This is a genomic window from Bordetella genomosp. 13 (genome assembly GCF_002119665.1).
Taxonomy (GTDB): domain Bacteria; phylum Pseudomonadota; class Gammaproteobacteria; order Burkholderiales; family Burkholderiaceae_B; genus Bordetella.
Genome location: NZ_CP021111.1, coordinates 2929751 through 2949142 on the forward strand (window position 1 = coordinate 2929751; position 19392 = coordinate 2949142).

The 19392-nt window shown below is 69.6% G+C and carries 7 protein-coding genes; all 7 read right to left on the minus strand.

Going from position 1 to position 19392, the window contains the following annotated elements:
• Positions 1-3: 3 nt before the first annotated feature.
• On the minus strand, positions 4-1734 hold the full coding sequence (locus CAL15_RS13240) for a putative porin (protein WP_086081080.1): 1731 nt from the start codon (positions 1732-1734) through the stop codon (positions 4-6).
• 41 nt (positions 1735-1775) lie between these two features.
• Positions 1776-2549 (minus strand): energy transducer TonB family protein, encoded by a 774-nt coding sequence (locus CAL15_RS13245; protein WP_198299046.1) that lies wholly within the window; start codon positions 2547-2549, stop codon positions 1776-1778.
• A gap of 20 nt (positions 2550-2569) precedes the next feature.
• On the minus strand, positions 2570-2986 hold the full coding sequence (locus CAL15_RS13250) for an ExbD/TolR family protein (protein ID WP_086079025.1): 417 nt from the start codon (positions 2984-2986) through the stop codon (positions 2570-2572).
• A gap of 11 nt (positions 2987-2997) precedes the next feature.
• Positions 2998-4908: a DUF2341 domain-containing protein gene (locus CAL15_RS13255; RefSeq protein ID WP_086079026.1), complete on the minus strand. Its 1911-nt coding sequence runs from the start codon at positions 4906-4908 to the stop codon at positions 2998-3000.
• Positions 4909-4944: 36 nt separating this feature from the next.
• The gene (locus tag CAL15_RS13260; RefSeq protein ID WP_086079027.1) at positions 4945-6597 is read right to left on the minus strand and encodes a ShlB/FhaC/HecB family hemolysin secretion/activation protein; all 1653 of its coding nucleotides are present in this window, start codon (positions 6595-6597) and stop codon (positions 4945-4947) included.
• Between the two features lie 417 nt (positions 6598-7014).
• Positions 7015-18162: a filamentous haemagglutinin family protein gene (locus tag CAL15_RS13265; RefSeq protein WP_198299047.1), complete on the minus strand. Its 11148-nt coding sequence runs from the start codon at positions 18160-18162 to the stop codon at positions 7015-7017.
• A gap of 231 nt (positions 18163-18393) precedes the next feature.
• Entirely contained in the window at positions 18394-19392 is a 999-nt protein-coding gene (locus CAL15_RS13270) for a FecR family protein (RefSeq protein WP_086079029.1), read from the minus strand.

The window sequence follows — 19392 nt, forward strand, 5'->3', positions numbered from 1 at the left end:
GGATCAGAACTTTGCGTTGACTTCGAGCTGCAGGACGTCGATGGCCAGCGGGGGACCATAGATCTCCTTCGCGCTGGTCCAGCGCAGCAGGCCGTAGACGTTCTTCTCGAACGCGTAGCCGCCGCCCAGGAAGTAGCCGCGGGCGTTGGTGCCGCCGAGGTGGAACGTGGAATCGTTGAAGCCGTCGGGCAGCGCATCCGGCTGGATGTACTTGTAGCCGGCGAAGGCGAGCCAGTCGCCCTTGCGCGCCAGATCCAGGCCGCTGCCGATGGTGGCCTGCATCATCCAGGCGTTGCCGCCGCTTTCGATGTCGTCCAGGTTCTCGCGCGAGTTGACGATGTTGGCCGCGCCGCCGGCACGACGGATCATCTTGTCCTTGTCGTAGGCCAGGTTGCGGACGTAGTCGCCGTCCAGGCGCAGGGCCAGGTTCTCGAACAGGCGGGTATCCCAGCGCAGGTTCAGGTTCAGCAGGTTGAACTTGGAAGCCAGGCCCACGTACTGGTATTCGTTCCACTCGGACTGGTCGGCCGAGGTCTGGACCACGTCACGCAGCAGGAACAGCGTGTTGCCCTTCTGCATGAAGGCAGGACGCGACCAGTCGGTGCTGCAGACCGTCAGCAGCGAATCGCAGGGCGCCGAACGCTGGCCCTCGTAGTTCTGGAACTGGTAGTAGGCCACCGCGCCGCGCAGCTTGTTGTCGGTGTTGATCTTCCACTCCGCGCCGGCCTGCGCGCCCAGCAGCCATTTGTTCTCGCTCTTGCCTTCGGAGAAGGTGTCGCTGCTGAAGGGGTTGTTGGCGTACTCGAGGGCGTAGGCGCCCAGCGTGCCGAACAGCGTGACCGGACGGCCCTGCAGCGGATGCTTGAAGATCGCCGAGATGCCGTCGAAGTTCAGGTCGCCCGAGTAGAGCATGTCGGTGGACACGAACGGATTGGCCGCGCGGCCGGCCGTGATGGTCGACCAGGTGTAGGGGCTGTAGCTGAGGTAGGCCTGGTCGAGCCAGATGTCCTTCTTGCTCATGCCGCCGCCCAGCGTGTCGGTGGTCGACACGGGGCTGTCGTCGCTGCCGGTGGCCAGGCGGATGCCGGCGAGCCACTGGTCGGCCAGCTGCGCCTTGACGCCCAGGCGGCCGCGGATGCGCAGCAGGTTGCGGCGATCCTGGCGGGTGTTCATGTACGGGAACTCGAGGCCGTACGGTTCGCCGCCGATGAAGGTCGGGATCGGGCCATTGCGGTTCCAGGCGGCGAAGTTGATGATTTCATCGCTGTTGCCGCTGTCGAAGAAACGCGACTCGGTGCGGAAGCGCACGTCGCCTTCGATGGTGATGCGCGAGGCCCAGTCGGGGAACGTGTTGGGCGCGGCCCAGTTCTCGGCCTTGGCCTGCGCCATGACTTCGGTCTTGACCTCGTCGCGGATCTGGTCGCGGACGGTGGCCGGAATGTACGGGACGCGCACGTCGCCCGGCTGGGCGATGGCGGCGCCCGCCGCGCCGGCGACCGGGGCCGCCGCGGCAGCGCCGGCGGCCGCGCCGCGCGCCTGACTTGCTTCGGCTTCGGCCTGGCGCACCAGCGCATCGGCCTGTTCTTTCTTCAGCACGCCCTGCTGGACCAGCAGGCGGATCAGGTTGATGGTGGCGTTCTCGGAGGGCGCGGCGGTCTGGGCCGCAACCTGTCCTGCCGAGAGCGCCAGGGCGACGGCCAGGGCAGTGGCCAGTCGGTTGGGTTGCAATTTCATCTTGATCAAACTCCGGTAAGGAAATCGAAGGTGCGTCGCGCCTAGGAGGGACGCCGGCTGCTGATGGACGCCCGCAGGGGCATGGGAGTGGACGCGGGCGGGCGCTCGTCCACGCGCCCGACGGCGCGCAGCGTGGCGACCAGCTTCTCGTCGATCTCGGCGTCGCCACTGGACTTGGCGACTTCGACGCGGGTGAGCTGGCCTGACGCATCGAGCCAGATGTTCATCACCACGCCGCGGTACACCAGGTTGCGGGTGCGTTCGTCCTCGCGCAGGATCTTCTGCAGCATGTAGGACATGTACTGTCCGTAAGTGGCGTTGCCGAAGCCGCCGCCACCACCGGAACCCGACATGCCGCGTCCCGAGCCGGCGCTGATGTTGAATGCATCGCTGCCGGCCTGGGCATCGGTGTTCATCTCCATCGCGTTGGCCAGGTCGTTGGCGGGCTTCGGAGGCGCCTCGTCCGGCTTGGGCTGCTCGACCGGCTTGGTCTCCGGTTCGGGCTCGGGCTCGGCCACCTCTTCGGGCGGAGGCGGTTCCTCCGGCGGCTTCTCCGGCGGCGGAGGAGGCGGCGGCGGAGGAGGCAGCGGAATGATCGCGGCCATCTTCGGCGCTTCACGCTTGACGCCCGCCATGTCATTGGCCCAGAGGTAGATGGCATAGCCCAGCCCGACCACCAGCACGGCCGCCACGACCGGCCAGACTATGCGTCCGACCGATCGCTGCCGTTTGGTCTGGCCCTGGTCCAGCAGCGCCGACAGGCGCGAGGACTCGTCCTCGCGGCGATCGGGGGATTCAGGAGTATTCGACGACATCGCGGGATCGCCCTTCTACTTCAAGTCGGCTTGCCGGTCACGAGACCGACCTGCGGCAGTTCCAGGCGGCGCAGCAGATCCAGCACCTCCATCACCTTCTGGTACTGCACGACGGCGTCGCCGCGCACGATGACCGGAAAGTCGGGATTGAGGGCCTTCTCGGTGCGCAGCCGGTCTTCCAACTCGGGCAGCGTGACCGGATAGGCGTCGAGGAACACCTGGCCGGCCTCGTTGATCGAGATGGCTTTGGTCTTGGGTTGCGACAACGAGACGGTGGAGCTCGCCTTGGGCAGGTTCACCTGGATGCCGGCGATCTGCGCCGTGGCGGTCAGGATGAACATGACCAGCACCACCATCAGCACGTCCACGAGGGGCGTGATGTTGATGCCGTCGACGGGCGCGCCGTCATCGTCGTCTTGCGCGGTTACGGAAGCCATCTGGCGTCTCCTTAGACGGCGGCCGGAGCCAGGTTGCCGCTACCGGTACGCGAGTCGGCGGCGCGGCCGCGCAGCACCGCGGCGGCGTGCTCGGCTTCGGCGCGCGAGCCTTCGCCGTGGACTTCGGCCAGGCGCGTGACGAACTCGTCGACGAATACGCGCATGTCGGCATTGATGTCCTTGTTGCGCGTGGTCAGGCGGTTGTAGCCAAACAGGGCCGGGATGGCGACGAACAGGCCCATGGCGGTGGCCAGCAGCGCGGCGGCCATACCCGGGGCGATGGCGTTGATGTTCACGTCACCGGCCATGGCGGTGCCCAGGAACACCACCATGATGCCCAGCACGGTGCCGAGCAGGCCGATGTACGGGCCGCCGGCGATGGCGTTGGACAGCGAGCCCAGGCGCTTGGACAGCTGCTGCGATTCCTTGGTGCGCACGGCGTCCATGGAGGCTCGGATGGCTTCGATGGTGGCGGCCGACACCGAGTTGGTATCGGCGCCCTGCGCGCGGCGCACGCGGATTTCGTTGATGGCCACCGAGTACAGGCGCCACAGCGGCGCGTTCTGCAGCTGCTCGTTCAGGCGGACGTCGTCAGCCAGCAGTTCCAGGCGGTTGCCGACCTTGGCGAACACGGTGCGGAAGTCGGCGTTGGCCTTCTCGACGCGCTTGGCGTTGCGGCTCTTGCTGATCATGATCACCCACGACTGGATCATCATGATGATCAGGACGCCGATAACGATCCAGGCGTCGATCGGCACGGCATTGAGCAGGAAGCCCAGTTCGCCGAAGCCCATGCCCGACTGTTCCTCGTCGGCGCCGTACTGCACCAGGCGCGACTCGCTGCCCTGGGCCGTGGCGTCGGCGTAGATAAGGGCGGCGGGACGGGCGATCTTGGACAGGCGGATTTCGTCGATGGCGCCGATGAAGGGCGCGTAGGTGACGGCGGGAGCCGGAGCGGCGGCGGCGGCAGCGGCGTCGCCGGTGGCGGCAGGCGCGGCGGCGGCAGCGGGTTGCGCGGGCACGTCACCGCCGATGGCGGCCGACGTGTTCAGCGCGGGCAGGCTCGCGGCCAGCGTGCCGGTGGCGCGGCCATTGACGTACAGCGTGATCTGGCCACCGTTGGCGGTGACGGCCACGTGCTGCCAGGCGGCGGGCGTCAGGGGCTGGCCGGGCTGCGTGCGCTGCCCGTTGACCTCGACGAAGGGCACGCCGTTGGACACGCCGACCAGCAGCGCGTTGCCGGCATCGCGGCGGGCGTAGATGAGCTGGTCGCCGGACGGCTGATCGGCACGGACCCAGGCGCTGAACGTAAAGGCGCTGCCAGCCGCGACGGTGAGCGAGGGGCTGGCGGGCAGCATCATCGGCGCGCCGCCGGCGAACTGGGCGGCGCGGCCCACCACGCCGTCGACCATGCCGCCAACGGGCGTCTGGGCGTGGTTGCTGAAGCCGGTGCTGTCGCGCGGGGGAGCTTCGGGCGCGCCATTGAAGTGGTAGACCAGCGTGTAGTTGGGGTCGAACGCGACCTGGCCATTGCTGGCGGCGGGCGCCTTCTCGTTGCCGTAGTACATCCAGATGTCGCGGCGCTGGGCGCCGGCAACGTCGGGCACGTCGACCCAGATCACGGCCATGCCCAGCAGCGGGTCGAAGCTTTCGATCTGGTAGTTCAGGACGGTCTGGTCATCGGAGGCGACGAAGCGCAGGTCCTGGCCATTGGCATTCACGCCGTCGAACGTGAAGTTGCCGGTGTGCAGGCGCACCAGCAGCGGCACGCGGCCGGCGGCCTCGTTGATGGCCGCGCCCTGTTGCGTGGTGTCGATGGAGATCTGCTTGCGGTATTGCCAGTCGGGCTGCCACCAGGCGTTGGCCACCGCCGGGATTGCGCTGACCATGAGAGCCAGCAGGTACATCATTAGGCGTTGCATGATTGTCTTACTCCGAAATCCGTCATCCGAATGGGGTTAAAAACTGGCGCGCAGGTTGAAGTTGATGCGAGGGTCGTGCTTCTCGGTATTGGCGCCATCCTTCAGCGGGTAGCCCCAATCGAGGCTGCCGGACAGCCAGTCGAGCACCTGCATGCGGGTACCGAGACCGACGCTGGCCAAGCGGAAGGAAGCTTCCTGCTCGGGCAGCGGGTCACGCAGGCGCAGCCACGCCCACTCGGCGAAGGTGTAGAGGCGCCATTCGTTCACGTGGGGGCCGAGATAGCGGGCCAGCGAGGGGGTACGAAACTCGAGGGAGGCGAGCAGGCCGTCGTCGGCGGTGCGCTCGGCGGCCAGGTAGCCGCGGATGCTGCTGGCGCCGCCGGCCGCGAACTGTTCGTTGGAAACCAGCGCGCCCGACGCGAACTGGAAGCCGCCGCGGCCGAAGATCTGCCAGTCTTGCGGGAAGTTCTGCGTGTGGGTCAGGTCGCCCTTGAGCAGGGCGAAACTGGGGCTGGCGCGATAGCGCTTGTAGTCGAACTCTTCGGCGCTGCTGCCGAGGTCGAAGAACGAGCGCGTGGCGCCGACGACGCTGAGGCCCACCGAACTTTGCGAAGCCTCGGTGTAGCGGTAGCCGTTGTAGCCGAGCGTGAACGGCACGTACTTCAGCGGCACCGTGTCGCCCTCGCCGCCAAAGACCAGCGACTCGTCGAAGTCCTTGTAGTCGAGGCCCACCGAGAACGAGTTGTACCAGCTGCCGACGGGGTCGAACGTGTACGTGGCGTTGACGCCGAACGAATGGCCCTTGCCCAGCACGTTGGTGCCGCCGATGGTGGCCACGTTGCTGTCCGACTTGTAGCCGGAGAATTGCAGGCTCCACTTGTCGGACAGCGGCAGGGTGTACGAAGCCGACCACACCTTGGCGTTGTCGGTTTCCTGCGGCGCCGTGAAGAACGTGAGCGAGAAGGCGTGCCCGCGCTGCCACAGGTTGTCGTAGCCGATGGTGGCCGTGGACCGCAGCGTCTTGGTGTCGGCGCTGTGGTCGTTGTTCAGGCCGACGCTGGCGTTCCAGGGATTCTTGTCCTCGACCTTCAGGTCGACGTCCATGGTGCCGGGGATCTTGCCTTCGCGCACGACGGGCAGCACCTGGCGGCTGGCCGAGCGGTTCAGCTCGGTAAGCTCGGCCTGGGCCTTGTTGAAGTCGGGCACCTGGCCTTCCTGCAGCGCGGGCACTTCGTCGCGGATGGCCAGCGGCGAGTAGTTCTTGGCGCCGACCACGCGCAGGCGGCCGATCTTGGTTTCGGCGACCTGCAGGATGACCACGCCATCGGAGACCTGCTGCTCGGGCAGGTCGACGTACACGGACTGGTAGCCCAGCTCGTGGTAGGCGGTTTGCAGGGCATCGCGGGCCGATTGGATGTCGGCCAGCGTGCGGTCGGGCCCCAGGTACGGGTACACCGCCTTCTCGATCGCCTTCGCGTCGAGGACGGTGTTGCCGCGCACGATGTACTCGTTGACGTTGACCTTGCGTGTGTCGGCCGGGGCGGCGGCCTGTTCCGCCGGGGCGCCTTGCGGGCTCTGCCCCGGCTGCGCCTGCTGCGCGCCTGCACCGGCCTGCAGCCCCAGCGCCAGGCACGCCGCTAGGGTCGCCCTGGCGCAGGCCGATGCGCCTGCTTTATCAAAATCCTGCATAGGGATGCACTCAGTCCTCAAATTAATCTGATGTCCTGCTCTACCCGTCGCGCCGTGTGTGGCGACCCTTGCGCAGCCAGGCCAGGCACTTCGCTGCGAAGGCGTCCGTTGTGGTGGCCTGGGCATTCAGCGTCGATCGGCGTCTGCTTGTTACTAGACGTTCGGGCGAGGCCGCCTGTGCGCGATGTAATAAAAATTTCACGAAGAAACTGACTCGTAACAGAAAGAAGCCGCCGTCCACCCGGAGCACCCTAGGGACGTTGCGTATTGGCGCCACCGACATCGACGCGCCACATGGAATTGCGTCGCGCGAAGGCGCGTACGCGCAAGAAAACGGGCGTTCGCAATAAACGCGAACGCCCGCATGCAAGAAAAAGAAACGAGTTGCCGCGGCAGGGCGCTGCCGGCTGCGGGCCGTCAACGCCGCAGGTTGCGCTGCTCCGTCTCGGTGAGACGGGCCAGTTGGGGCGGGGTCAGGTCCATCTGGCCCACCAGTTCCACCACGCCGTCCGGGTCGTAGGCCACGGGTTGCGCGGCGGTCCCGCGCGCGCCCGAGCGCTGCGGGTCCGTGGAGCGCGGCGCCGGCGCCGCCGGCTCGTTGCCGAAGCCCAGCACCTGCACCGAGATGATGGACGGCAGATTGCGGCGCGCCTCATTGCGCTGGCGCGTGGCCATGTCGGCCGCGGCGGTGGACGCCGCGGTGCTTGCTGAACTTGCCGCCGTCAGCGCGCCGGTGTTGATGCTGACCACCTCCGGCATGCCGGTGACCTCGCCCTGCACCTCGAGGTTGGCCGCGTTCAGGATCTGCAGCGCGGCGATGTTGAAGTTGCCCGCCACGCGCACGCCGGCGTCGCCGAAGTTGATGGTGCCTTCCGGCGCCACCAGGTCGACGTCGCCGTCGCCTACCGTGCCGATGCCGCTGCCGCTCATGTCCGAGCGCTCCAGGATCTCGGTGATGGCGTCCACGCCGGTGACCACGTCGGGCGCCGACGGCACGCGCAGTGTCTTGGCGCCGCGGCCCGCGTCGATGTCGCCCACCGACGACCAGATCACCATGTCGCTGCCCGGATCCGTCGCCTCGGGCACGAAGGTCAGGATGCGCGAGCGGTTCACCACGACGTCTTCGTGCGCAAAGATGTCGATGTGCCCCGAGCCCAGCGTAATGATGCCCGCGCCTGCGGTCACCGCCGTTCCCAGGCCGGCCACCTGCAGGCTGCCGCCCGGAGTCAGCACCTCGATGTCGCCACCCGCCATGGTGCGCAGCTTCAGCGAATCGGCCCACACGTCGCCGTTCCACGCCTCGCCGGGGAACAGCTTGGCGATGGCGTCGTAGCCGCGGTTGTAGCCGCCGTTGCGCGGCGTGCCATCGGCGCCCGGCTGGTTCTGGTCGCGGCCGGCGTCGCGCAGCTCCTGCATGTAGATGCGGCGCAGGAAGCGCTGCTGCGTCAGTTGCGGCAGGGCCAGGAACCGCTGCCAGGCGGCCAGGGGCTCTAGCCTGTCGCCGGTGACCTGCTCGACAAACGAAGTCAGCCCGCGCCGCGCGACACGGTCGCCGGTCTTGCGCGCTTCGACCAGGTCCGTCAGGTAGACGGGCAGCACGGTGCCGTCCTCGCCCGCGGCCTTCAGGTGCCCGGGCATCGACGCGACATTGGCAGGGTCGAGGTAGGCCGCCATGAAGGCCGCGTAGTCGGGCTCGCTGCCCTGCAGGCCTGCTATCACGGTGATCGCCGCGCTCTGTTCGGGCAGGGCCTTCAGGATGGTTTCGTCGCGGGAACGGTTGTTGGAATCGAACATGCGGTTGCCGCGCGTGGTGACGTTCAGGCTCTCGGCCGGGCTGCTCACGTTGTCGGTGGAGGCTCCCCCGTAGACGTCCCGGCCTGCCGTCACCAGCACGGCGCCCGTGCCTTCCACATCGATCTGCGAGCCGCCTGGGCCGAAACCCGCGATGATGTCGTTGCCGGCGTGCACGACCGACACGTCGGTGGCGTGGTTGTTGCGGAACGCATAAGCGATGCCGCGGATGTCGTTGCCCGCGCGCAGCCATGTCTGCTCCGCAGACACCAGGCTCGCCCGATGCGTGACCGTAGGCTCGAAGATATTGGGCGGCAGGCCGACGATGGAGCCCTCGTTCGCATAGATCCGGCTGGCCTCGTGGTCGCCGGCCAGCAGCAGCGCCTCGGGATTGACGAATGGCGTGCCATTTGACGGCTCGGCGTTCACGGTCCAGACCGGCAGGTCGGGCGCGGCTCCCGCCCGCAACGGCGTGGGATAGCCTTCCCAATTGCCGCGCGCCATGCGGATCAGGCCCAGGTGCACGTCCTGATCCGCCAGGATGCGCAGCTCGGTCTGCTCTCCGGGCAGCATCATCAACAGGCCCTTGTTCACGAACGAGCCGTTCATGGCCGTGATGCGGGTCAGCGCGGGATAGATGTTGCCTGCCTTGCCGGTGGGCAGGTATACGCCATCGGCGGGGTTGCCGTCCCGCGCGATGTGATTCGTCTGACCTACCAGCGTGACGTCGCCGCCCACCGAGGTCAGCGACAGGCTGGCCGCAGCGGTCTGGCCCAGCATGTACGAGCCGTAGTCGGCGGGGCTGCCCCAGTAGTCCGTGCCCAGCGGCAGCGTGGTCATCAGCGGATCGATCACGCTCTGCACGCGCAGGTCGCCCGATGCGCGCACATCCAGGCTGGCATCGCCCAGCGCCAGCACGGGCGCCACGTCATAGACAGTAAGGCCTCCGTATTGGTCGACGCTGCTGACACTGCGGCCATTGGCCAGCGTGCCGGCATCCACCGAGCCCGCACCGCGGCCTACGTAATACTGGCCGCCGCGGATGGCGCCCCCCGCACTCACGTTCAGCGCGCCTCCGTTGCGCAACTCGAGCAGCATGCGTTCGCCCGCGGTGCGGCCGCCGCGCACGCGGCCGTTGGTGGGCAGCGCCACCAGCAGGTCTATCAGGTCGCCGCCCGCATCGACGCGGACATTGCCGCCGCCCAGCGCGCCCACGCCCTGCTGGAAGTCGCCGTATTCGATCCACCAGCTGGCCTGCTCGCCGGTATGGTGGCCGCCCGGGGTCGTATAGGGGCCGAAGTAGCCATCGCTGTTGATGTTGCCGGTGCGGCGCAGCCAACGGCCGAAGATCTCGCCGGTACCCGGCCGCAGCGTGGTGGACACATCGCCCTGCGCGGCCAGGTCCAGGTTGCCGCCGTACACGCCGTACCCTGGCATCCTGCCGTCGTAGATGGTGCCCCCTATCGCCTGGATGGGCTTGGCCACGAAGTCGTCGAACACCGTCATGTCGCGGCGGCCGGCGGTGTAGATGACCGAATCGTTGTCGGCCAGCCTGACGTCACGGCCGGCGCGCACCGCGATGTCGCCGCTGCCGGTCCGGATGTGGCGCCCGGCGTCGGCCGAGCCGACCACCAGCGAGCCGCTGCCATTGGCCAGGCCGGCCAAAGGAGACAGCGCGACCGAAGAAGCCGAGGACAGGTCCGCGCCCGCCACCAGGCGCAGGTCCCACGACGCGGCGTCGACCAGTACGTCGTAGTCGATCTCGCGCGCGAAGCCGTCGCTGATGTTGCCGTTGACCACCAGGTTGCCCGCGGCGCGAAGCGTCAGGCCGCCCTCGCGCACGGCGGCGAAGTCCTGCCAGAGGTTCCAGTCGGACTCGACCGTCAGGTCGCCGTTGCTGCTGATCTCGATGCCCGGCATCACGGCGACGGCCGGATTGCCCAGGCGCGCGGCGATGGCCGGCGCGTTCGCGGCGAAGTCCAGCGCGTCCTGCACGGCCTGGCCTTTGACGGCCGCCACCGAAGTGACGTTCTCGTACTTGGTCACGCCCTCCAGCACGGCCGACCGCGCACCGACGATGGACGCATCCAGGCGCATCACGGCGACGTCGTCGTGCGCCGCGTTCTGCAAGGCGCGCAGGCGCACGCGCCCGCCGTCGCCGCCCGCCACGTCGAGCACGCCGCCGCGCAGGTCCAGCTCGCCGCCCATGGCCTCGAGCGTGATGCGTCCGCCGCCCAGCTCGCTGCTCGAGCCGGCCTTCAACCGCGCGGAGGGCAGCATCACCAGCCCGTTGCCGCCCGTGACGGCGATGAGGCCGCCGTACGGCGCGGTGGCATCGACGGCGCCGGCCAACGTCACCTGGCCGCGGTCGGCCACCAGCGAGAAGTCGGCCACGGTGGTGGCGCCGTCGATCACCAGGTCGCCGTTGCGGATGCGGAACTGGCGCGCGGCGAAGAAGCCGGCCCCGTTCAGTCGCTCGCTCAGTCCGGCGAAATCCGCCAGCGCGTCGATATCCAGCGAGAACGAGCCGCCCTGCCCGGCCGCGCCGGCCTGCGCGTCGATGCGACCGTCCAGCGACACCACGCCGCCGCCCGATGCAGCCACCGCCAGCGAGCCGGCGCTGCCGCCATCCGCATCGGCGGCCAGGTTCAGGTGCGCGCCCGAGGCCACTCGCACGTCGGCGCCCACCGCCGTCAGGCCGACGCGGCCGGCGTCGGCGTAGGCTTGCACGTCGTAGAAGGTCTTGGCAAAGCCGCTGACGTCGATCAGCGCACCGTCTGCCACAATCAGGTTGCCGCGAGTGGCGGTGAGGCTGACACTGCCGCCCAGCGCCATCGCACGGCCGGCGAACTCGACTGTGCCGCCGGTCAGCGCCAAGCTCGCGCCCAGGCTGTCCTGACCGTTGCCGACCGGCCGCGACGGGTTGCCCACCACGCGCAGCGCGCCGCCCGTAGTGAGCGATTGCGAAGCGCCGCGCAATCCGGTGAGCAAGGCGGTATCGAGCGTGACCGAGGATTGCGCCAGGTCGATGGACCCATTGCCCTCGCCCACGATCTGCTCGCGACCGCCCAGCACTACCGTGTGGAAGCCGCGTACGGCCTTGCTGCCGCCGCCCAGCACCAGTGTGTCGGCGTCCAACGTGAGCGATCCCGAACCGGGCACGCCGGACGCGGGAGCGTCCACGGCGCCGGTGTTGGTCAGCACGATGGTGCCGCCCCGCACGGTGATGGCGCCATCGCCATAGCCGGCCAGCGCGGCGGCGTCGAACGCCACCTTGCGCAGGCCCGCCGCGCCCAGGTCCACCGAGCCGTGGAAGTCGATGGTGGAATAGCTGCGCAGCGTCAGGGTTTGCGTGTTGGCCAGCTGGGCCAGCGTGGCGGCCTCGAGCACCAGTCCTTCGCTGCCGCCGCCGATGCCGATGCGGCCCGAGGCCACTGACAGGTCGAGGCCCGCCAATCGGGCCGACCCGGCCAACTGCGTGTCGCGCGTGGCGTCGATCAGCAGCGCGCGGCCGCCCGAGATCTCGGCGCCCGCGCCTACCGACACCAGGCCGCCGATCGTGGTGTCCACGCCGTCGCGCAGCACGCGCGTCACGTCGCCGTTGGACACGCGGATCAAGGCGCCCCAATCGCGACCGGGGGTCGTCAGGACGTCGTCGGCGGGGTTGCCATCGTCCCAGCCTTCCGGGTCGGTGTAGACCGGCGCCTGCTGCGGCGTCATGACGAGGTCGCCGGCCCCGGCGCTGGCCTCGCCCTGGGCGCGGATCACGCTGCCGGCATCGACGTTGACCAGGTCGGTGGCCGCCAGGATGATCTCGGGCCCGATCAGCGCGGAGTCGGCATCGTTGCGCACCACGATGTCGCTGGCGGTGAGATCCAGTCGCAGGCCCAGCAGGTCGCCGGTGCGCGTGCCGCCCACCAGCAGGCTACCCGCGCCGAAGCTCGACAGGCTGGCCGCGTCGATGACCAGATAGCCGTCGGCGCGCAGCGAGGCCCCGTCCTGGTTGCGCCCGACGATGGCGATCTTCTCGCCGGCAATGTCCACCAGGCCGCCGCGCCCGCCTTCGCCCGGCTGCGAGCGCAGCGCGCCGTCCAGCACCAGCGTGTCCGTGGCCTTGAACACCACTGCGCCACCGTCGCGCGGCAGGCGCGGCGTGACGACGTTCTTGCCGGTGACGCGGTACTGCGTCAGTTTGAATCCTTCCGACGAAAAGTAGTCGTTGGCCAGGGCCTCGTTGAATTCGCTGTATTGGCGTATGGCTGCGCCCGGCATCACCCGCCAGTACGATGGCAGCGCTTCCCGTGTGCCGGTCAGCGCGTTGCCCAGGCGGCCGGCCACCACGGCGGAACCGTCGTTCAGCACTACCGCGCGCCGGCCCGTCGTGGCGGGACCGGGCCCTGCCAGCGACACGGCGAAGGCGCCGGGCAGGGCCGCGTATTGGGCGGGCAGCAGCGTGTACCATCCCGCGGCCAGGCCCGGCGCGCCTTCCAGCCAGATCTGCTGGCCCAGGCTACCCTGCGTGCCGGACGGCGACATCGGCGCCCGATAGCCCGGCGCGATCGCATAGACGCCCGCGTCGGCCAGCACGTTGTGCGAGCCGCCGGGGCCGGGCACGAACTCATTCGCGTACAGGTCGCCGCCGCCGCGGATGTCGATCACCGAGCCGGCCTGCGACTCGACGACCGGCGCGTCCAGCAGGATGCGTTTCTCGGGCGGGGTATTCAGGTAGGCGGCGGCGGGATCCTGGGTTTGCCGCGACTTGGTGGGATCGATCCAGAATTCGCCGTTGCTGAGCCAACCATAGGGCAGGATCAGGCCGTCACCGGACACGGACACCACGCCGCCGCCGAGCAGCACGAGTTTTTCGCTGGCCTTCAGCACTATCTGACCGAAGGGCGCGCGCAGCGTGCCGCCCTGCTCGATCACCGGCGCCTCCAGCGTCAGCTGGCCCGCGGCCGACCAGGGCGCGGCCACCGGGTTGCCCTGCTCGACGACGATGGACTCCGCGGAGCGTATCGTCGCCTTCACGCCGGTGCCGGGATAGACCTGGCCGGCGCGCAGCAGGAGCGGACCATCCACGTCCAGCGCGGTGGGATCGAGCAGGCCATTGGTCTGCGCGGTGGCCGACAGGCGGATGTCGTCGGCCTGCAGCACGGTGCGCTCGAAGCCGCGCACGCTGACGACGTTGGTGATTTCCACGGTGCCCGCCTGCAGCGCAAGCCGGCCCTGCCGGGACGTCGCCGCCGCGGCGGGGCCGCGATCGCCGGTCAGGCTGATGTACGGAGCGATGAGCGTGGAGTCGCGAGTGCCCGCATTGGCCAGCAGTCCGGCCAGGTTGATGGAGCGCCCCGCCGACGCCCGCACGCCGTCGAGGTGGATGCCGGCAGCGGAGCTCAGGCTCAGGTCGGCGAAGCCTCCGTCCGCGAAAGCCGAGGGGCGCACCATCAGGATCGAACCTCTCGGCGGCGAGGCCAGGTTGTCGCGCAGGAAGTCGCTGCCGAAGACGTAGTCGCGGAAGGCGTCGAGGGCGCTGGCCGACAGGCCGAAGCTGGCAGGGTCCAGCGGACCGCTGGGCAACGGCGGAGGGGGCGCGTCATCGGACACCACCAGCGCGGACGAGGGAGGCACGCGCAGCAAATCCACCAGTTCCCGCGTCAGGATCATCGGCGGCAGGTCGGTGTAGCCCCAGCTGGCCAGGATGACGCTGAGGTCGAACCCGATGGCGTTGTCCGGATTGGATTCGCAGGTGTACGGAGCGAAGTAGCAGGTGGGATCGAGCTGCGTCAGGATCGAATCCAGCACCGGACCGGGCGAGTCGCCGGCCGGCGGCGCGCTGTGTTCGAAGCGCAGACGTCCGGCCTCGGCGCCGGGGCCGCCGGGCCGGCCCACCAGGCTGCCCTCGATCATGCCGACGCCCTCGATGGAAATCGAGCCCGCATCGCTGGACACCTGCACGGGCTCGGGCCGGCCCTTGCCGAAGGCGGGGGGCGCGATCTCGATGACGCCGGCAGCGCCAGACACGTCCACCAGCGATCCACGCTCCAGCTGCATCGAGGTGCTGTCCAGCGCAATCGATCCGCCCGGCAGTACGCGGCCCGTCCGATATCCGCGACTTCCCACATACAGCACCGGAACCCCGCGCGCCAGCAGCGCGCCGCCCGGAGCCACGCGCAGCGCGCCCTGCGCGGTGATGTCGATGCTGCCGGCGGGGGCCTCGACCGTGCCGAGGACGGTGATGCTGCCGCCGGCTCCGCCCGCCAGGCCAATCCGTCCGCCGACATCCGTGAGGATGGCCGCCCCCGCGCCGATGGACAGGTTGCCATGCGCGCTCAATTCCAGCGCGGCCTGGCCGCGATCGCCGCGCAGTTCGACAGGCAGCGCGCGCAGCGCCCCCAGTTGCAGGATGTCCGAACCGGTCGGCAGGTCGAGATAGGCGCCGTCGGAGAGGTCGATGGTGCGCGGCAACTGCGCCACCTGCACGCCGTCAGGCACGACGATGTCGCCCAGCGCTGTCACGGCGACGCGGCGAAAGCCACGATCGGCGTACAGAGTGTCCGGCATGTGGAGCACACCGGGTTGTGCCGGCGCCACGCCGCCGATCTGCACGTCGCTGCCGGCCTCGAGCCGCAGCGTGCCGCCCGAACCGGCTGCATAGGCGCGAAAATCCAGGTCCTCCAGCGCAACGCCCTGGCCCGCCGGCATGGAGATCGAACCGGCATCGCCGGCACGCGCAACGCGCCTGCCGCCCTGCTGCACCACCCAGCCGCCGCCGGAGACGTCCAGCACCACGCCCGGCGCGGCCACAAGGTGCCCGGCCGACAGGTCGATGGAGCCGCCATGGATGGCCGGGGCCATGCCGGGCCACGTAGGGCCGGGCCCGTTGACCCACTGCCCGCTGACGTCGATGACTGCGCCCGCGCCCAGCGTCAGGGAATTCAGGCCCGCGCCTGCGGTGCCGATCGAGATGCGCCCGCCCGGCACCCGGATGGCGCCGTCCACATGGAAGGTCCGCCCGCTGGTGACGGGCGCGTTGGACTGCACCGTGAAGGAAGAGCGCGGCGCCAGTTCCAGCACCGTGCCCTGCTCGAGCGTGAAGCCGTGCGTGGCGTACAGCTCGATCGAGCCGAAGTCCGCCTGTCCGAGCGTGGCGGCGTTCAGCCAGCTGGTCTTGGACGCGGCCACGCCGACGGGATCCGGATGGTAGAACCCGGCGCCGACCGGTGTGTCGGCCTTGAAGTCGGTGGGCAGCACCGTCGGTGTGCGGCTGATGCGCAGATCGGCCATCGACCAGATGCGGTCGGGGTCGCTGCCGCCGCCCACTACCAGCTCGCCGCCGCGCGGGGCGTTGTCGCCGTCCTGGCGGTCGCCCGGCGTCGTGCCGGCCCAGAAGTCGCCCTCGAGAACCAGCGCCTCGCCGCCATAGACGGCGATGGCGCCGGCCGTGCGTCCCTCGACGTAACCCTTCTCGGCACGACCGCCGGCCATCAGAGGGTTCTTCCATTCGCGGTCTACGCCCCAGCGCGGGCTGCTTTGCTTGTACACGCCTGCCAGGCCCAGGTACGCGATGTCGGGCATGGCCCGATCCATCGCATAGACGCGCCCATTGGCCCCTTGCAGCCACGTCACGCGGTTGATGCCGTCGCCATAGCGCACCGTGCCGCCCGAGATGTCCAGCAGCGAGCCCTGGCGCGTGATGACCGAGCCGCCGGCCTTCAGCACGATCTGGCCGCCCGCGGTGGACAATTCCTGCAGGTCGGTCTTGCCCACCCCGATCCAGCCGGTCGCGTCGGCCAGCGGCGTGCCGGCCCACGCGCCCGGGACATAGGCGCCGCCCTCCTGCACCCATTGCACGCCGGCCATCGGACCGCCATCGAACGAGCCGCTGGCGCGGCGGTCGACCGTGACCTTCTGCCCGCGCAGCCAGCTGTCGCGCTGCAGCGGCGAATCGCGCAGCTCGTTGATGCGCAGCTCGACGTCGACGAAGTTGCGCGCCATCGGCACCAGCACGTCGCGCAGGCCCGCGACGCTGAGGAACGCGTCGCTGTCGAGGTACACGCGGCTGCCGTCGCGGTCGCCTTTTTCCCCGCTGAACGGTTCTTCGGCCGAGCCGTCCACGGGACGGCCCGGATTGGATATGGGAACGCGGTTGGCCACCAGGCTGATCTGGCCGGAAGGCGCGACGACGTTGGCACGGCTTTGCACGTCGATCAGGTTGCCACGCAGATCGATGCTGCCGGTCTTGTAGCGCGTGGCCAGCGCGGACTGCTCGATCTCGCCGGTATCGGTGGGGTCCGGCGTGATCAGCGTGACGCTGCCCGGCGTCAGCGTCAGCGTGCCGGCGGACCAGTTGGCCATCTGCGAAAACTCCAGCGACGAACTGTGGGAGAGCATGCCCTGCCCCCAGGCACGCAGGCGTATGGAGCCCTCGCGGTTGTTCAGCGCCGAGGTCGCGGTCAGCACGCCGTCCTGCAACACCTCGCGCGCCTGCAGCGTGATGTCGCCGCGCTGCGAATCGACCAAGCCGGTGTTGCTGACCTGATAGCCCACCTCTTTCGCGCGTGCCTCCATCTGCGGCTGGATCACGTCGCGCAGATGGATGCCGAAAGGTCCCCAGATGGTGCCGAGTCCCAGCGCGCCGGTCAGGTCGCTGTAGTTGAACAGCCGCGACGCCGGCGCGGAGACCGCGACGTCGAGCCCGCGCACGCCGCTCAGGTCGGAAGTCAGCCAGACCTGCTCGCCGGCGGCCATGATGACCTGGCCATCGACGGCCTGCAGCCGGCCGCTGTTGCGCACCTTGGTGCCGAACAGCATCAGCTTGCCGCCGTCGCCGACCTTCAGTTGCGCGCCCGCATCCACCTGCACCTCGCCCGGTACGTACGAGGGCACATATTCCTGGCCGAAATCGCCGCCGCTGGCGTGCTCGCCGAATTGCGGCAGGCCGTAGTCGTTGCCGCCGATGACGCCGATCCTGCGCGGGTTGTTGATGCCCAGATCGAACTGCTCGTCGCTCAACGCCAGCGTCGAGGCGACCAGCGCACGCGTGTCGACCTGGCTTGAGCCATGGAAGATCACGCCGTTGCGGTTGACCAGGTACACCGAGCCCTCGGCCTGGATCTGGCCGGCGATGCGGCTGGGCCGGCCGCTGGGGTCGTTGATGCGGTTCAGCGCCACCCAGCCGTTCTTGCCGTCCACGGTGCCGGCGCTCTGGTCGAAGCGCACGGTGGTGTTCTTGCCGACGTTGAAGGTCTCCCAGTTCAGGATGGCCTTCTCGCCGGTCTGCGTGACCAGCACCTCGGTGCGGCCGCCGTTGTTGCGCTGGACCGGTTTGGCGGCATCGCGCCATCCCAGCGTGGCGGGATTGACGTCCACCCTCAGGCCGCCCTCGGCCAGGCCGTCGGGAATGTCGGACGGCGCATCGATCGCGCGCTGCCGCGCGGCCTGCTGCATGGCCTGCTGCGCGGCGATCGACGAGGCCGTGCGATTCAGCTTGTCCAGCGAGCGCTGCAGGTTCTGCCGCGTCTGCGCCTGCTGGCGCTGCGCGGGATTGTTGGGCTGATACCCCGGCATGGCGCGGTTGCGCGCGGTCTGGGACTGCACCTGGCCGGAGGCGGCGAACCACGCGCCCGTCCGCGGCGCCGCCTGCGCCGGAGCCTGAGCAGCCAGCGCCAGCAATGCGGACAGGGCAGCCGCCACCGGCGTCAGCCGATGCCGCTGCGCAGCGCCGCGCCCGCCCTTGCCCAGCTCCGTGTTTCCGACCCGCTTGTCGTTCAGCATGATGCCCATATCTCCACTGCCGGGCGCCGCCGCATGCCGGCGCCCGGGTCCATCGATTCCGCGCCGGACGGACGATCCGCCGGCTCCCAGAACCTAGACCGATGGGCTCGAACCGATCGGCAAACTTTTTTCGTGAAGATTAGGTGACAAGCCGCATTCGGCAGCGCGGGCCAACGCAGGCGCCCCAGGACGCGCCGGCGCACCGCGTCGGCACATCCGGGCGACTCATGATCAGGCCAGCAGCAGCACGCCGCCCGGCAGGCTGCGCGCCTGCAGGCCCAGCGATTCGCGGATCTGCGCGACGGCCACGTCCAACGCGTCGATACGGAAGCGCCCCGTGACGGGACGCTGGGCCAGTGCCGAATCGAGCAGCACGATACGACCCGACCGGTAGCGGTTGAGTTCATCGATGACCTCGCCCAGCGGCGTGTCGACGAAACGCACGAAGCCTTCGCGCCAGGCCGATGCGACGGCCGGATCGAAGGACTGCTCGCGGCCCGCGCCGCTGGCGTCGTACGTCAGCTGCTGCTGCGCCTGCAGCACGGTTTGGCCCGCGGCGTGCTCGACCCGCACCTGCCCGGACAGGCAGCGCACGCACACGCCGCCCGCCACCATGCGGACCTCGAAGCTGCCGTTCTGCGCGATGGAGCGGCCGGCGCCCGCCACGACGGCGAAGCCGCGCGAGACGCGGCCCAGGTCGATGGCGGCCTCGCCTGCAATCAGTTCGATGCCGCCGGCCAGTCCGGGTTCGGGCGCGCGCAGCGCCACGCTGGTGCGCGTGTTCAGCTCGACCGACACGGCGTCATCCAGCGCCACGCGGCGGCGCTCCCCTGCCCCGGTGCGATAGTCGGCGGACCATTCGGCGGCGGAGGGCCACAGCTGCAGCGGCGGATGCACCGCCGCCACGGCGGCGCCCGCGGCCGCGGCGCCGAGCGCGCCGCCCACGAACCAGCGGCGGCCCGGGCTCGGCACGGCGGCGCGCGCGTGCGCGGACCGCTCGGCCGGCAGGCGGGCGGAAGCCAGCTCGGCGGCCTCGCCCAGCTGCGTCCAGCGGCGCCGCGCCTCGGCGAATGCCCGCGCGTGCGCGGGATCGGCCAGGCACCAGCGCTTGAGCGCGGCACCGTCGGCATGCGTCATCTGCCCGGCCGCGACGCGTCGCATCCAGGCATGGGCATCGCGTTCGATGGCATCGAGCGCGCGGGAATCAGAAGTGCGGAAGGCCTGTCTCAT

Bases quoted from the DNA above. Each gene is read 5' to 3' on its own strand.
- CAL15_RS13245 (WP_198299046.1), bottom strand. From the start codon at position 2,549: ATGTCGTCGAATACTCCTGAATCCCCCGATCGCCGCGAGGACGAGTCC.
- CAL15_RS13240 (WP_086081080.1), bottom strand. From the start codon at position 1,734: ATGAAATTGCAACCCAACCGACTGGCCACTGCCCTGGCCGTCGCCCTG.
- CAL15_RS13255 (WP_086079026.1), bottom strand. From the start codon at position 4,908: ATGCAACGCCTAATGATGTACCTGCTGGCTCTCATGGTCAGCGCAATC.
- CAL15_RS13270 (WP_086079029.1), bottom strand. From the start codon at position 19,392: ATGAGACAGGCCTTCCGCACTTCTGATTCCCGCGCGCTCGATGCCATC.
- CAL15_RS13250 (WP_086079025.1), bottom strand. From the start codon at position 2,986: ATGGCTTCCGTAACCGCGCAAGACGACGATGACGGCGCGCCCGTCGAC.
- CAL15_RS13260 (WP_086079027.1), bottom strand. From the start codon at position 6,597: ATGCAGGATTTTGATAAAGCAGGCGCATCGGCCTGCGCCAGGGCGACC.
- CAL15_RS13265 (WP_198299047.1), bottom strand. From the start codon at position 18,162: ATGCTGAACGACAAGCGGGTCGGAAACACGGAGCTGGGCAAGGGCGGG.